This window comes from Rickettsiales bacterium (assembly GCA_025210695.1).
Classification (GTDB): domain Bacteria; phylum Pseudomonadota; class Alphaproteobacteria; order Rickettsiales; family CANDYO01; genus CANDYO01.
The window spans coordinates 1-15,338 of record JAOARE010000016.1; the positions used below are offsets into that span (position 1 = coordinate 1).

The window sequence follows — 15,338 nt, forward strand, 5'->3', positions numbered from 1 at the left end:
CGCTCTACCTAAATAGATTTCGCGGAGAACCAGCTATTTCCGAGTTTGATTGGCCTTTCACCCCTATCCACAGCTCATCCCCTAATATTTCAACATTAGTGGGTTCGATCCTCCAGAGCATCTTACTGCCCCTTCAATCTGGCCATGGATAGATCACTCGGTTTCGGGTTTAATTCGTCGTACTACTTCGCTCTATTCAAACTTGCTTTCGCTACGCCTACACCTAACGGCTTAAGCTCGCACGACAAACTAACTCTCTGACCCATTATACAAAAGGTACGCCGTCACAGATAGATGACTCCGAAAAATCATGTTCTGCTCCGACTGCTTGTAAGCAATTGATTTCAGGTCTTTTAACTCCCCTTATCGGGGTACTTTTCACCTTTCCCTCACGGTACTAGTTCACTATCGGTCGTTAGAGAGTACTTAGGCTTGGAGGGTGGTCCCCCCATGTTCAAACAGGATTTCACGTGTCCCGCCTTACTCAAGAACTTAAATACTTTTTACTTATACAGGGCTATCACCTTCTTTGGCTAGTCTTTCCATACTATTCTAATTATTACACTTAAGTCACTGGCCTGATCCGCGTTCGCTCGTCACTACTAGCGGAGTCTCTGTTGATTTCCTTTCCTACGGCTACTTAGATATTTCAGTTCGCCGCGTTCGCCTCATTTAGCTATGTATTCACTAAATGATACCTGATAAATCAGGTGGGTTTTCCCATTCGGAGATCCCCGGATCAAAGATTATTCACATCTCCCCAGGGCTTATCGCAGTGTTTCACGTCCTTCATCGCCTTCTAACGCCAAGGCATCCATCAATTGCTCTTGTCTTTTTTTAGCATATGCATCTAATAACTTTTATATGCAGAATTAAATCTACATAAACTCAGTTCATTAAATTGCGGTTGTTGTTATATTCACTATGTTATACATCTCTTCTACAAACCCAGCATTTCATTGTGATTTGCCATGTCTGTAGGCAAGTATTTATATCTGCATTCCCTCAGCATGTCAACAGCAAATTTTACTTTTTTTAGATTATTTTCAATTTATTTTTAATAAACACCTAAAACACTTAAAAAGCCTTGGTTTGATTAGATTTTAAAGGACAAAAAAACTTAGCTATTTATACCCCACGTAAAAATAAAACCAAAAATACCACCTGAATTTTATAGAATTAAATGAAAGTTTATGATTTGAATTTAGATAACTTCTTAAGATTAACCACCATAAAGATGATAAATTTTCTATAAGTATTAGTTATTAATTATGGGTACTAAGCTATATTTAAGCTATATTAAAGAACAAAAGTAATGAGATATTAAACCTTTAACTTTCTTATACTACGTTAGACTCTAGACACTCACCTAGAGAATAGTCATTATCTAAAGAACATTTACCCACCAAATCTGTAATTTCCTCTGGATCAATTTCTACGTAAGCAGCATTCATTATATATTCATATTTGTCTAAAAAATATTTATTAGCCATTTTTATAGTATGACCATGAGACACCACTAGAGCTAAAGACCCCCTCTCCTGAAGATAAACACATAAAGCTTTAGCAACTCTCTCAACAAACATTTTTTCACTTTCTCCACCAGGAATAACTTCCGCATAATCAGCTAAATGAATATCCGCCCTGTGTCTATTAAGACTCTTCCCCTCATAAATACCATAATCCTTTTCTTGTAATTCCTTATCATAAGAAATTGTTTCTATACCTAAAAATTGATTCACAATTGCTGCCGTTTGGTTAGTTCGAGTCATTCCACTAACCACCATATAATCAAAATCACCACCATATTGCTGAAATAACTTTTCTCCTGCTTCGAGGGCCTGATTATAACCTTTTTCTGTTATTTCAGGATCCGATCCTCTTCCACCAACTATAGCATTAGCATTAAAATAACTTTGCGCATGTCTTAAAAGAACTAGTTTTGTCATAATATTCTCCTTTAAATTTTTTGTCATATAAATAATAAAATAACTAAGCTATAAGGAATTTTCCTTCATATCCTTTTATTTCCACTTCCAGCATTTCTCCTTCGGGGAATTTTTTAGGAAGTTTAACTTGAAGGAAGTTTTCAGATCTGGCAATGTTATCCTTCTCAACGATAACTTTAACTTTCTTACCAACATTATTTATAAGAAGTTTTTCTAATTCTTTATTACCTTCACTTCTTAGCTTCTCAGCTCTTTCTTTACGAATAGCTTTTGGTAATTGTGGCATTCTGGCAGCCGGAGTGTTAGCTCTTGCAGAATATGGGAACACATGAAGAAGCTGCAAACTGGCTTCTGAAATAAGATTAAAACTGTTTTGAAACATCTCCTCTGTTTCTGTTGGGAATCCAGCTATTATGTCTGCACCAAATACAGTATCCGGTCTTACCCCCTTTAACTTATGACAGAATTCTAGAACCTGTTCACGATTATGACGCCTCTTCATTCTCTTTAAAATCATATTATCGCCGGCTTGAAGACTAATGTGGGCATAAGGCATAACCCTAAGTTCATAAGCCATCAACTCAAACAATAATGGATCAATTTCAGCAACATCTAAAGAAGAAAGACGCAGCATTGGCAAATCTGGAACTAATCTTAATAAGCGCTGAACTAAATCTCCTAATTTAGGAGTTCCTGGTAAATCTAAACCAAAGTCAGTTATATCAACTCCGGTTAGTACCACCTCTTTATAACCATTGTCCACCAATTTTTTAATTTGATCAACTATAGCAGCTATAGTTACACTACGATTATTACCCCTTGCAAAAGGTATAGTACAAAATGTACAGCGATGATTACAACCATTTTGAATCTGAACAAAACTACGAATTTTTCCTTCAAAGCTACTAACAATATGTCCAGCAGTTTCCTTGATAGACATTATATCATTAACCAATATTTTTTCTGCCTCAGAAACATAATTCTTTTTATCAAGCTTCTCTTGATTACCAAGAATCTTATCAACTTCATTCATCTTAGAAAATTTTTCTGGATTTAATTGAGCAGCACAACCAGTTACAATGATTTTTTTATTAGGATAATCTCTCTTTGCCCTACGAATAGCTTGAACAGCTTGCCTTTCAGCTTCTTGAGTCACCGCACAAGTATTAAAGACGATAACTTCTCCATCAAAAGACACATCCTTTAATTGCTCTTTTATTGCTTCACTTTCATATATATTCAATCTACAACCAAATGTAGAAACCTCAACAGCGCTCAAAACTACCCCTGTAACTAATCTCTGCAGTTCCAATCAATAACACATCTTCATTTTCAATAGTTACGATAACTTCTCCACCCGACTGCTTTACAACTAACTTAGCGTTTACTAAATCCTTACTGTAAAGACAATAAAAACTTGCACAAGCACCACTACCACAAGCTAACGTTGCGCCCACTCCTCTCTCCCAAGTACGCAGTTTTATCGAATCTTTATCGATTATTTCTACAAAATCAACATTTACTTTATTAGGAAATCTTGGATCATTCTCAATTAATGGACCATATTTTAAAATATCTAAATCATCTAAGCTTTCCGCGCTCACTACCACATGAGGATTACCTATTTCCACAAATGTTCCAGATAAATTAGAAAACTGAACATCTTTAGGAGCAAGTTCTGCCTTCCCCATATTAATAGATATTAAATCACCATCATATTTTGCTGACAAAACCCTATCACTAGTAGCTAGTGTAACACTCTCTTTATTAGATTCTTCAAGAATTAATCTTGCTACACAACGACTACCATTTCCGCAAGCAGAAACCTCTCCACCATCATTATTAAAAATTTTAATAGCAACATCAGCAATCTCAGAGTTTTCTATAAGTAATAATTGATCAAAACCTATTGATTGTTTGTAATTTGCTAATTTAACAATCTGATTTTTTTTAAGAAATACATCTTGATTACGAGTGTCAATAATTAGAAAATCATTACCGCAACCATGCATTTTTATAAAATTGATAGTCATATTTTTAAGAATTATTCCACTGGTTTAAATGATCTGTTGCGTATTTCCGCCACAGAAAGATCATAAAAACTTAAACCATTTGAGTTAAAGATTACATCAGAATATTTATCATAAACCTGATTATTGTCAATTATACTTTGTTTATTCAAAGGCAATTGATCACGATGCATGTTAACAATCATTATTAGAGTATTATATGTAATAAAGTCTATATTACTTACTGCTGAATTAAAAACCCTAGAGAAATTATCATAAAACTGCTCTTCAGCTAGATCTTTTCTTAAGACAAAAGCGCCATTTAAAGAAGAAAAACCTAATACCTTAGGATCATCCCAAGCTTGCAACCCCATTAAAGTAACTTGATCAAGCTTGTGTTCGGCTAAAGAATCATTTAATAAACTTAAGTTACTTCCTCCTTGGGGCATAAAAATTGCCTGAGTTGCATTATTATCTACCGAAGATACAACTTGGTTAATAATCTGTTCTGAATTATTTGAATTATACCAATTCACAGTATAAGAAATATTATTTTTATTAGCCACAATGTTTCCCACTGCATCTTCAACTAACCTGCCAAATTTATCATTAGACAATAAAAGATGGAAATGCTCAACCCCACGGCTTATAGCATAATTTGTCATTGTAACCGCTTGACTATCAGGAGAAATACCCATAATTAACACTGAATCAGACTTAATACTGGAATCATTAGACAAGCTCAAAACAGTGATTCCCCTATCTCTAATTAAAGCAGCCATTTTCTGGGTTGCCGCCCCATATAATGGCCCAATAACCACATCTATCTTCTGCTCGGTTAACTTATCTAACAAAACTTTAGAAGAATTGTCTAATAAACCTGAATCAAGTATAACTAAGTTAACATCTGTGCGATTGGAATACATCATAGCAAGTTGAGCAGACTTAACTAAAGATTCACCAATATTTTCTTTTTCTTTATTAAGAGGGACAAGCAAAGCTATATTGAGCGCTTTCTCATTTGACATAGAGTCAACAACCTTAAGATCTTTTTTAGATATGCTACCCCCTGGAATAACATTGCCATTAGACTGATCTGAATATAAACTACTGCAAGAAGTTAGAAAAAAAAGTGAAAATAAAAATATTACTAAACGTGACATATCATTTTAAATTTATAAGTTAACACCTCAGGATTATAATAGAATTTATGACAAATAGAAACGGAAAATTATTCATTATCGCAACCCCAATAGGAAATTTGTTGGATATAACTTTAAGAGCATTGGAAGTTTTAAAATCTGTAGACCTTATTTTATGCGAAGATACTAGAGTCACTAACGCTCTATTACGCCATCACTTAATTAACAAACCTTTAACTGTCTACAATGACCATAGCAATGAATCCACAAGAGAGAAAATTATCAATAAACTTAAATCAGGACAAAACTTAGCCTTAGTATCTGATGCCGGAACCCCTCTAATTTCAGACCCTGGATATAAATTAGTACAAGAAATACGCTCACAAAACTTAGCAATAGAAACTTTACCTGGAGCATGTTCTGTTATATCTGCTTTAACTTTATCAGGTCTGCCATCAGACCGCTTCATGTTTATAGGATTCTTACCTCATAAAAACTCCGCTAAAGAAAAAATATTCTCAGAGCTAAACTCAATTCAAACTACTCTAATTTGTTTTGAATCAGCCAATCGTTTATTAGAAACACTAAAGTTGATGGAGCAATATTTTATAGGACGTTCTATTGTAATAGCACGAGAGATCACTAAATTATACGAAGAGACTATTGGAAATAACGCTAGGGAAATAACTCAATATTATCAAGAGAATCCAAATAAATTGAGAGGAGAAATAGTAATGATGATTTCCCCACCAGATGAGAACAGCGAAAATTCCGAAGAGAATACACTTAAGCAATTAAACACGCTAATGAAAGAAATGTCCTTGCGCGACGCAGTGGAAATTGTTGCAAACCAATCTCAACTACGCAAGAAAGAAATATATAAGCTTGCTCTAACTTTAAAGTAGAAAAATTAACTTGTTATTCAATCTTGTCGCATATATTCTATAATATATCAGTAACAACTTTAAAGGATATGAATAATGTGGCCATTTGATAAATTTTTCAAAAATAATCCAACAACAGAAAATAGTGAATCGCAACAATCAACCTGGTCGCTCTCATCAATAAAGAAACTCTTTAAAAGAGAAGCAAAACAATCAACATCTTTTTTCTCATCGCCATTTAAATGGTTTCAAAATAGAAAGGTAAACACGGCACTAAAAACCTTAAGAGATATCATTGAAAATAATCAAGGATTTGCAACCGGAAAAGAAAAAGAAATTAAATCAGCGATGCTAACTTTAAGAAAATACCCGGATATATTAAAAGAAAAAGGTATGGGATATCTAGAACCATTTGTAAATAGCGATTTTAAAAGCGGCAGTCTAGCAATATCCATCGCAAAAGAAATCTCCCAAAACACAGCTGAGGAATTAATTAGAACTGAAAATTTCACTCCACTAGGTATTGAAAGCCTTAGTGTTCCAAATACAACAGCCAATAGTATAAATATAATGTATAAAGGAGATACTGGCGCAGAACAGAGATGTTTTGATGGAACTAAAGCGTTTTTTATTAATAAAGGCATGAATGAAGAATCAGCTACAAAAATATCAAAAAACATCCAACAGAATTATCCATTATTATTAGGCATTACAAGTTTAAATAATATCGAACAAAAGAATGCAGCTTCAACTATAGTTTCACAGAGGGAAGGATTTGATCTAAAAAAGTATCGAGATGAAGTTAATTTTGTAAAAACAACACAAACAACTTTAAATGATATAGCAAAAGCAAATGATAAAGAAAACCTATCACCGCTTATGAATAAATTATCAGAACTAAATCAACAAGCTCATAAAATTAGAGAATACTATGCCCAAATACCACAAGATCCCAAAAATCCTAATAGCACAAAAATTCTAGAAGGAGAAGAGAAAGTAAGGGAAACCGCCTCCAACAAAGATGTAACAGTAAGGCGCCCCTCCATTTCAGATTCTCCAGAACGCCCTACGCCGAATTTAAGAAGAAATAGTAAACAGTCCTTAGGACGCTAATCCGATCCCGCAGAAAGCCACTGTACATATTGGTCGATAAAACTTGATAAATGACCTTGCTCAATTATAGACACCAGCTTTATAGTTATGGGGATGGTAATTATGGTGGTTATAGCAACCTTTAAACCTATATTAGGCTTTCTTGGGGCGCCGGAATCATGCCCAAGTTTTGTAGGAGCAATGGTTTTAATACCAAATGGCAGAGCCATATAAAAAATTATCCACCATAAACAAGTAAAAACAACAATATATGAAATTAACATCTTTCCTCCATACAATATATATTCAAAGAAAATATATCAAATGCCGAACATAAGAAAGATTTATTTGCTGTTATTTAAATAACATCATATAATTATAAGTAATCATAATAATCTTCTAGGATAAATCAAACATGCCAATCACCGTTGATCACATTAAGTCCAACATGCTTGGCGTTGCTTTATCAAGAACAATAGAAGGAAAAAAAGAGAAAGATAAAAGAAAAGATTATACTTTATGCAGAAAAGAATTAGAAGAGCAATTACAAAGAGAAGAAGACGAACTCATTAATGTTACGCCATTTTATAAAAATGGAGATGAAAACAATATAGCTGGATATGTAATAGAAACGAATAATAAAACTATGGTCTGCTACCATGGCACTAGGTTTAGAGAAGCCTTATCAGGTCATGGAAAACAAGAAGTAAAAAATGATTTAAATAGTAGATTAACTAATATGAAATTTGGAGACGAGAAACACCTTATACATGAGGGGTTCAAGAAAGAATATGAATCATCAAAAGATAGCCTCTATAAAATTCTTAATAGCAGAGACAATAAAAATAAACCTGTAGATTTTACTGGACATAGCCTTGGAGGGGCCGTGGCTGGAATAGCAACTTTAGATGCTGCCACTAACCATTCAGAAGTAAAAATTGGAAATATAGTAAATTTCGGTTGCCCAAGGTTCTTTTCTCCAAAAGCTGCTAAATTATATAAAGCTATTGGATTAAGTGATAAAACCCTAAGAATAAAACAAACCTTAGATCCTGTACCAAGAGTTCCTCCAAAGTCCATCTTCCAGCATGTTGGTAATAGCATAAAGCTCGATGCCCCTTCTCTTTCACTAATTCACGGAAGTGGTATATATAAAAAAATTGCAGATAATTTAACAGATCAAGACCTAGCAAAACAAAAACCTTCAAAAGACTATAATTCTTTCGTAGTCTATAAATATATAGTAAACAAACTAGACAAAAACACATTCCTTAAAGCAATGGATAAAGCCTTTACAATACGTAAAAACCTTAACGAAATGCGCAAAAAGTTTTATGGTTATAACACTCCCAACAATAAATCCAGAACTAAATTTTCTTCTTTAACTCGTTAGGTGGTTTTGATTGCTTTTATTTAAAATTGGAAATAAGTTACAATACTGATATAAAAACATTTTAAAATATAAAGGAGAAGAAAAGATGGTTGGATATCCCTCACTAGACGTTATTCCTAAAGGAGTTTTACTAGCATATATTCCAGTGGGCCTAGCAATGAACGGAGCTTTCTTGGGAGCAACTCTCGCAAGCACAAAACTAGGTTACGACTATATATTTGAAGCAGAATCTAATCCAGAAGAAGATATACTTTCATATATGGTTGCTGGTGCTGGCATCTCTATAACAACATGCGCCATTGGAAACTCATTATTTGATTATACTATATAGACAAATATTACACAGATTTATTATTCATTAACCAAAAAAATCTTTTTAATCTTCAATAAATCATACCACACTGTTTTTTTCTGCAGTGGCTGACGCAGCAAATAAGATGGATGAAATATAACTGCCACAGGAATTGGCCTTAAAAGATATTGATTCTGATATTGATAAAATTTTGATCTAAGTCTAGAAATTGTTTCAGTGCTATTTAACAATGCACTAGCAGAAGTGGATCCCACTAATAAAATTAATTTTGGTTTTATTAGTGCAATATGCTTTTCTACAAAAGGCAAACAAACTGAATTTTCCTCAGGAGTAGGTTTGCGGTTTCCTGGAGGGCGCCAAAAAACACTGTTAGTAATATAAAGATTTTTCTCTCTAGTTAATTCTATTGAAGCTAATACCTGATCTAAAAGTTTACCACTTGCCCCACAAAAAGGTACCCCCGTTTCATCTTCATTAGCTCCAGGAGCCTCACCTATAGCCATTACATCAGCATTAACATTCCCATCTGAAAACACTAAATTAGTAGCTGTTTTTTTGATAGACAGTCCTTCAAAACTTTCAAGAGCTGATCTTAGCTCTTCCACAGTCTGACATTTATCGGCCATCTCTCTAGCTTGTATAGATAAATCACTATGAGCAAACACCACAGACTCTTCTTTTAGAGAAGTTACTTCGCTTTTTTTAAGCTTTTTCTTTAAGTTTCCAGGCTTCTCCACTATAATTTCACTAACACCCATTTGTTGATACCACTTAAGCAGACCTTTTATTTCTTCCATTTTAATAGTAATCACTGTATATATTAGATTCAAGAATATATTATTTATAGTTATATGCAAGAAAACATAGAAAAACAAATTATTGAATGTGAAGAAGAAGGTATAAGGTTAGATAAATTTCTAACCATCCAACTAAATCATCTATCTCGCTCTCAAGTTCAAGAACTAATCACAAAGAAGCAAGTGATGTGTGAAGGAAAAGCCATAACCAATCCTTCTACTAAAACTAAACTTAAGAGTTATGAAATAAATGCTGGTTATATAAAACCTAAGCCCTCACATTTATTACCTTATGACTATCCTTTAAATATAGTTTTTGAAGATGAATATTTAATGGTACTAAACAAACCAACTGATTTGATAGTTCACCCTGGTGCAGGAAACTATGATAAAACTTTAGCTAATGCCTTAGTGCATTATGCAAAGGATAGTTTATCCAAAATAGGTGGAGATTTTCGTCCTGGAATAGTCCATCGATTAGATAAGGACACTACCGGTTTAATAATTATTGCAAAAGATGACGAAACTCATAAAGTACTAAGCGCAGCATTAAGTGAGCGTGATATTAAGCGCCATTACTTGGCTCTAGTTTTTGGCTGCCCTGAACTTCTAGCTGGCACTATCAAAACCCATATTGCAAAATATAAGCATGATCATAGTAAAATGATAGTAACTAAAGCAAGCGGCAAAGAAGCAATTACCCACTATGTTGTAAAAAATACTTTACTTAATAAAAAATTTAGCCTGATAGAATGTAAATTAGACACTGGTAGAACTCATCAAATTCGAGTACACTTAAACTACAAAGGATTTCCTGTAGTGGGAGATCAACTCTACAATGCAGCGCAAAGCAAATATTTGGCTAAATTGTCTCCAAACTTAAAAACTTTGGTAAATAATTTTAAACGCCAAGCTTTACACGCTTATAAACTAGAGTTCATTCACCCTATAACTAATGAGTTAATGGAATTTGAAATTGATTTACCGCAAGATATACAAGAATTATGTCAAGAATTAGAAAAGCACTCAGTTTAAATTTATTCTTAAGCTTATTAACAGTATTATCTTTAATAGCTCCAGATTTTATAGCACAAATTTTTACCGATAATAACCAAGCTGCCCTAAGTGGAAAATTTATTCTAGGATTAACTGGATTTGCTATCTTTCTAAGCTTTACTCCTAAGCGATTTATTTTTATAATTCTAGGTATATTTCTGATATTAGAATTAATCCAATTCTGTAATTTATTTTATTATGGAACCTTAATAACTTCTAATAAATTTCGTTTATTATTTGATGAGTTTGATGAAGTATGGACAACAGGAAAAGAAGCTCTTTCTTTCCTTTATTTTGTACCTTTTATTGTATTAATTCCATATGGAATTCTAATATTTTCATATAAGAAATTAGATAATAAAAAAATTAAAACTAAATTGGCAATAATACCTGTATTACTTCTTTTAAGCATTATACCTTATAGAGTAGACAAAGCATATCATGGCAAAAATTACTACCCAGACCCTAGTGACCACTCTCTGCGTAATACTCTATACGCAGTTACTAACTGTATATATAATATAGTAACTCCCAAAAATATAGCCGAATATAACTATCTAGATTATCAAGTGAAACCAACAAATAGAAAAACAGAAAACGTTAATGTGATTCTGATAATTGGCGAGAGTGCTAGCTATAGACATATGTCTTTATTTGGTTATGAAAGAGATACCAATCCATTATTATCATCACTAAAAGAAGACCCTAATTTTGTATATTTGGAAGGATTATCAGGTGGAGTTTCAACTCCAGTTTCATTACCCCTGTTAATAAACAATATTTATGAACCCAATAACATGAAAGCCATCGAAGATAAGAAAGTAAATTTATTTAGATTAGCAAAAGAACATGGATTCAAAACCTTCTATATCTCAGCTCAATCAGGAGCTTTCCTTACTAATCTAGGAACTGAGTTTATTGACTTTAAATTATTTCGTCAAAAAGAACTATTATTGTTTAATAAATATCAAGATGAAGCTTTATTAAAGATAATACCTACACTTGATTATAGCAAACAAAACTTCATCGTTATCAATCAACGCAATGCACATGCTCCTTATGAAGAAAACTATCAGCATAATCCAGCATTTCATCGTTTTACACCCGATAGAATTAACTATCAACAATTTCGTATTGACGCCTACGATAACGCTATGCTCTATAATGACTATCTAATCTACGAAATGATTCAATTTTATAAAAATAAGTTTAATGGCCCAACTTATATCATATTCACTTCAGATCATGGAGAGGTATTAGATTCTAGTAAGGTTGCTTTTGGACATGCAGATTTAAAAGAAGAAGTGGCTGAAGTGCCCTTCTTAGCTTACGTAATGAATGCTAACATTGAAGAAATAAAATCTATCCCTACTCCTATATTTCATTATGAAATAGGAAATTTTATTACAAAATTATTAGGGTTTGAAATATATAATCCCAATAAAAAAGATGGCGTTTTTTATATCCATGGAACAGAATTAAATGGAAATAATGAATTCATCGAGTATAATAAAAATAAAAACATTAATATTCATGAAAAATAAATATCTCTTAAGTACCTTAGCAGGAATAATAATAGCTCTTACCATTTGTGTAGTTACAGCCGTAATTTTCCGTAAAAATCATATTAGTAAAAACCATATTATGAATGATGTATACATTGATAAAAATTTCACTCATGATTGGTTCACTAAAAATATTAAGATATGGGACACTTATAAAAACTTATTTTATAGCTTAAAAAATAAAAGATGCCTAGAAGTTGGAGCGTTTGAAGGAAAAGCTACTTTATATTTAGCCGAAAATTACTGTAATGGCGAGGGAAGCGTTGTTGATACAATAGACACTTGGGAAGGTTCTTTAGAACATACTCCGAATGATAAGAGAAACTTGTATGATCGCTTTATTAGCAATCTAAAATCATATATAGAAAATAACAGAGTGACAGCATATAGAGGGCCATCTTCAGAGACACTAATGAGGTTTATAGAAGAAGTTAGAGATGGAAAAAGAGAGAAGTATGATTTTATTTATATCGATGCTTCTCATCTGGCCAAAGATGTTTTGATGGATGCTGTTTTATCCTGGGAACTTCTTAAGACTGAAGGAATGATGTTCTTTGATGACTACGAATGGCATCCTTATCCAAAAAAACCTTGGCTGGAACCTAAAGTAGCTATCAATGGATTTCTTGATGCTTATTCAACAATGTATGAATTACTATACAAAGATTATCAAATTCATATCAAAAAGACCAGCGACACTCCCAGAGTAGTAGGACCTTAAATATTCCTATAATTAACTAGTATAGGAATTTATATATCATTTTTATCTTCTTAAATGCAGACTTAAGTGGACATAATCAATTAATATACTATCATAGTATAATAACTAGGTTAGTATTTATTAAGGGATTTTATACAAAATGGCAAAAGAAAATAAACAAGATGATTTAAAGAAAATTACAGATGAAGATGCTCTTAATTTCCATCAACAAGGAACCCCTGGAAAAGTTAGTTTAAAACCTACAAAACCTCTTATGACTCAACAGGATTTAGCATTAGCCTATTCACCTGGCGTTGCAGTTCCTTGTTTACATATACATAAAAAACCATCTGATGCCTATCTTTATACCTCAAAAGGAAATTACGTTGCGGTTATCTCAAATGGTACTGCTGTATTAGGGCTTGGCAATCTAGGATCACTAGCTTCCAAACCAGTAATGGAAGGAAAGTCTGTTTTATTTAAGCGTTTTGCTGATATTGATTCTGTTGATATAGAAGTTAGCACCGAAGATCCAGATGAATTTATTAATTGTGTAAAATACCTAGGAAATACTTGGGGTGGTATAAATCTTGAGGATATTAAAGCCCCTGAATGCTTTATAATTGAAGATAAGCTTCGTGAATTAATGGATATTCCTGTTTTCCATGATGATCAACATGGAACCGCTATCATTACCCTATCTGGAATTATTAACGCAACTCATTTAACTAACCGCGATATAAAAAAAATTAAGGTAGTTGTTAATGGTGCTGGAGCAGCTGGTATTGCTTGTGCTGAGCTGCTTAAAACTTTCGGAGTGGAAAGCAATAATATAATCCTTTGTGATACCTCAGGTGTAATATATAAAAATCGTCCGGAAGGAATGAATCCATGGAAAGAAAAATTTGCCGTTGATACTGAACTACGCACATTAGCTGAAGCAATGAATGGTGCTGACGTATTCATTGGACTATCTGTAAAAGGCGCGGTCTCTAAAGAAATGGTGATGTCGATGGCTAAAGATCCTATCATCTTTGCTATGGCCAACCCCGACCCAGAAATAACTCCTGAAGAAGTTAAGGAAATTAGAGAAGACGCAATTATGGCAACTGGTCGTTCTGATTATCCTAATCAAGTAAATAATGTAATGGGGTTTCCATATATATTTAGAGGAGCCCTAGATGTTCAGGCATCTACTATTAATACTGAGATGAAGATTGCAGCTGCAGAAGCTATTGCCAGATTAGCACGTGAAAGAGTTCCTGAAGAAGTTTCAAGCGCATATGCTGATAAAACATTGAAATATGGTCCTGAATATATCATCCCCACACCTTTTGATTCAAGACTAATAGTTAATGTTCCCGCTGCAGTTGCTCAAGCTGCAATAGAAACGAAAGTAGCAAGAAAAACAACTAATATAGAGAACTATAAATTTGAATTAGGAGCTAGATTAAACCCTACCTATAGTAGAATGAGCCTTGTATATCAACAAGTAAAAGAAACCCCCAAACGAATAATATTCTCCGAAGGAGAAGAAGAACAAATCATTAGAGCCGCTTTATCCTGGAGGGACAGTGGATATGGAACTCCTATTTTAGTTGGTAGAGAGAAAAACATCAGAGAAATGCTTAAAATAATAACTGGATCTGATGAAATAGAAGGTCTAGAAATTCGTAATGCGGCAATAATAAGCAAAGAATGTTTAAATCGTTATATTGATTATCTTTATGAAAAAAACCAACGTAAGGGACTTTTATACCGAGATTGCATAAGAATGGCAAAAGGAGGAAGAAATGCATTCTCTTCTTGTATGTTAGCATGTGGAGATGGAGATGCATTGATAACTGGAGCCACTAGAGGATATCATATTTCCTTACGAGAAGTTCGTAATGTTATTAACACAATAGATGGAAATATTGTATTTGGTTTATCTATGATAATCTTCGGACGAAAAACTATTTTTATTGCCGATAGTTCTGTTAATGAATCTCCCAATGCAGAAGAACTAGCAAGCATTACTATTCAAGCTGCAAAAGAAGTTGAAAAGCTTGGATACACTCCTAGAGCAGCCTTATTATCGTTCTCTAATTTTGGCAATCCAGAAGCAAAACGCAATGAACATGTAAAAGGAGCCTTAAGTATCCTTGATTCACAAAAATTGAACTTCGAATATGATGGAGAGATGACTGCAGATGTTGCAGTGAATTATGAATTAATATCAAGCTTATATCCATTTACTAGACTGACTAAGGAAGCAAATCTACTCATTATGCCAGCTTTAAATTCAGCAAACATTTCTTCTCAATTGCTAAAATCATTAGGTGGAGGAACAGTAATTGGACCTATTTTATATGGGTTAGAAAAATCAGTGCAAATTATAGAAATGGGATAAACAGTTAATGATATTCTAAACTTAACAGCTTTTGCGGCCATAAATA

At 33.3% G+C, this 15,338-nt stretch carries 14 protein-coding genes and 1 rRNA gene; 8 read left to right on the top strand and 7 right to left on the bottom strand.

Annotated elements, in window-relative coordinates; translation table 11 throughout:
- The 5 genes from N4A31_02060 to N4A31_02080 all read right to left on the bottom strand — a co-directional run.
- Positions 1-841, bottom strand: a 23S ribosomal RNA gene (locus tag N4A31_02060); the annotation flags it as partial.
- 499 nt (positions 842-1,340) lie between these two features.
- A complete protein-coding gene (locus N4A31_02065) occupies positions 1,341-1,949 on the bottom strand; it encodes a phosphoglycerate mutase family protein (protein ID MCT4635018.1) in 609 nt (202 codons plus the stop codon).
- A 43-nt stretch (positions 1,950-1,992) separates the two neighbouring features.
- Positions 1,993-3,255 (bottom strand): tRNA (N(6)-L-threonylcarbamoyladenosine(37)-C(2))-methylthiotransferase MtaB, encoded by a 1,263-nt coding sequence (gene mtaB, locus N4A31_02070; GenBank protein ID MCT4635019.1) that lies wholly within the window; start codon positions 3,253-3,255, stop codon positions 1,993-1,995.
- Entirely contained in the window at positions 3,215-3,982 is a 768-nt protein-coding gene (gene dapF / locus N4A31_02075; protein MCT4635020.1) for a diaminopimelate epimerase, read from the bottom strand. The genes mtaB and dapF overlap by 41 nt, the downstream gene beginning before the upstream one ends.
- Positions 3,983-3,993: 11 nt before the next feature.
- Positions 3,994-5,121, bottom strand: a complete 1,128-nt coding sequence (locus tag N4A31_02080; GenBank protein ID MCT4635021.1) for a penicillin-binding protein activator — start codon at positions 5,119-5,121, stop codon at positions 3,994-3,996.
- Between the two features lie 47 nt (positions 5,122-5,168).
- Here N4A31_02080 and rsmI point away from each other — a divergent pair, with 47 nt between their 5' ends.
- Together rsmI and N4A31_02090 are read left to right on the top strand one after the other, a co-directional pair.
- Positions 5,169-6,005: a 16S rRNA (cytidine(1402)-2'-O)-methyltransferase gene (rsmI, locus tag N4A31_02085; protein MCT4635022.1), complete on the top strand. Its 837-nt coding sequence runs from the start codon at positions 5,169-5,171 to the stop codon at positions 6,003-6,005.
- Positions 6,006-6,080: 75 nt separating this feature from the next.
- Positions 6,081-7,097 carry a hypothetical protein gene (locus N4A31_02090; protein ID MCT4635023.1) on the top strand — a complete coding sequence of 339 codons (1,017 nt, stop codon included), beginning with the start codon at positions 6,081-6,083 and terminating at the stop codon, positions 7,095-7,097.
- On the opposite strand, the gene N4A31_02095 is transcribed toward N4A31_02090, so the two are convergent.
- The gene (locus N4A31_02095; GenBank protein MCT4635024.1) at positions 7,094-7,360 is read right to left on the bottom strand and encodes a DUF1467 family protein; all 267 of its coding nucleotides are present in this window, start codon (positions 7,358-7,360) and stop codon (positions 7,094-7,096) included. The genes N4A31_02090 and N4A31_02095 overlap by 4 nt on opposite strands.
- 131 nt (positions 7,361-7,491) lie before the next feature.
- Between N4A31_02095 and N4A31_02100 the strand changes: the two genes are divergently transcribed.
- Both N4A31_02100 and N4A31_02105 read left to right on the top strand, forming a co-directional pair.
- Entirely contained in the window at positions 7,492-8,469 is a 978-nt protein-coding gene (locus N4A31_02100) for a lipase family protein (GenBank protein ID MCT4635025.1), read from the top strand.
- A gap of 85 nt (positions 8,470-8,554) precedes the next feature.
- Positions 8,555-8,800 (top strand): hypothetical protein, encoded by a 246-nt coding sequence (locus N4A31_02105; protein ID MCT4635026.1) that lies wholly within the window; start codon positions 8,555-8,557, stop codon positions 8,798-8,800.
- Between the two features lie 20 nt (positions 8,801-8,820).
- Here the strand turns inward: N4A31_02105 and N4A31_02110 are convergent, their stop codons facing one another.
- Positions 8,821-9,585 carry a uracil-DNA glycosylase gene (locus N4A31_02110; protein ID MCT4635027.1) on the bottom strand — a complete coding sequence of 255 codons (765 nt, stop codon included), beginning with the start codon at positions 9,583-9,585 and terminating at the stop codon, positions 8,821-8,823.
- A gap of 48 nt (positions 9,586-9,633) precedes the next feature.
- On the opposite strand from N4A31_02110, the gene N4A31_02115 reads away from it, so the two are divergent.
- From N4A31_02115 to N4A31_02130, 4 genes are all read left to right on the top strand, one after another.
- A complete protein-coding gene (locus N4A31_02115) occupies positions 9,634-10,614 on the top strand; it encodes an RluA family pseudouridine synthase (GenBank protein ID MCT4635028.1) in 981 nt (326 codons plus the stop codon).
- Positions 10,584-12,179, top strand: a complete 1,596-nt coding sequence (locus N4A31_02120; GenBank protein MCT4635029.1) for a phosphoethanolamine transferase — start codon at positions 10,584-10,586, stop codon at positions 12,177-12,179. Before N4A31_02115 ends, N4A31_02120 begins: the two co-directional genes overlap by 31 nt.
- A complete protein-coding gene (locus N4A31_02125) occupies positions 12,169-12,921 on the top strand; it encodes a class I SAM-dependent methyltransferase (protein MCT4635030.1) in 753 nt (250 codons plus the stop codon). Before N4A31_02120 ends, N4A31_02125 begins: the two co-directional genes overlap by 11 nt.
- 139 nt (positions 12,922-13,060) lie before the next feature.
- Entirely contained in the window at positions 13,061-15,292 is a 2,232-nt protein-coding gene (locus tag N4A31_02130; protein MCT4635031.1) for an NADP-dependent malic enzyme, read from the top strand.
- Positions 15,293-15,338: the final 46 nt, after the last annotated feature.

Bases quoted from the DNA above. Each gene is read 5' to 3' on its own strand.
- rsmI (MCT4635022.1), top strand. From the start codon at position 5,169: ATGACAAATAGAAACGGAAAATTATTCATTATCGCAACCCCAATAGGA.
- N4A31_02090 (MCT4635023.1), top strand. From the start codon at position 6,081: ATGTGGCCATTTGATAAATTTTTCAAAAATAATCCAACAACAGAAAAT.
- N4A31_02095 (MCT4635024.1), bottom strand. From the start codon at position 7,360: ATGTTAATTTCATATATTGTTGTTTTTACTTGTTTATGGTGGATAATT.
- N4A31_02130 (MCT4635031.1), top strand. From the start codon at position 13,061: ATGGCAAAAGAAAATAAACAAGATGATTTAAAGAAAATTACAGATGAA.
- N4A31_02065 (MCT4635018.1), bottom strand. From the start codon at position 1,949: ATGACAAAACTAGTTCTTTTAAGACATGCGCAAAGTTATTTTAATGCT.
- dapF (MCT4635020.1), bottom strand. From the start codon at position 3,982: ATGACTATCAATTTTATAAAAATGCATGGTTGCGGTAATGATTTTCTA.
- N4A31_02120 (MCT4635029.1), top strand. From the start codon at position 10,584: ATGTCAAGAATTAGAAAAGCACTCAGTTTAAATTTATTCTTAAGCTTA.
- N4A31_02105 (MCT4635026.1), top strand. From the start codon at position 8,555: ATGGTTGGATATCCCTCACTAGACGTTATTCCTAAAGGAGTTTTACTA.
- N4A31_02125 (MCT4635030.1), top strand. From the start codon at position 12,169: ATGAAAAATAAATATCTCTTAAGTACCTTAGCAGGAATAATAATAGCT.
- N4A31_02100 (MCT4635025.1), top strand. From the start codon at position 7,492: ATGCCAATCACCGTTGATCACATTAAGTCCAACATGCTTGGCGTTGCT.
- N4A31_02080 (MCT4635021.1), bottom strand. From the start codon at position 5,121: ATGTCACGTTTAGTAATATTTTTATTTTCACTTTTTTTTCTAACTTCT.
- N4A31_02115 (MCT4635028.1), top strand. From the start codon at position 9,634: ATGCAAGAAAACATAGAAAAACAAATTATTGAATGTGAAGAAGAAGGT.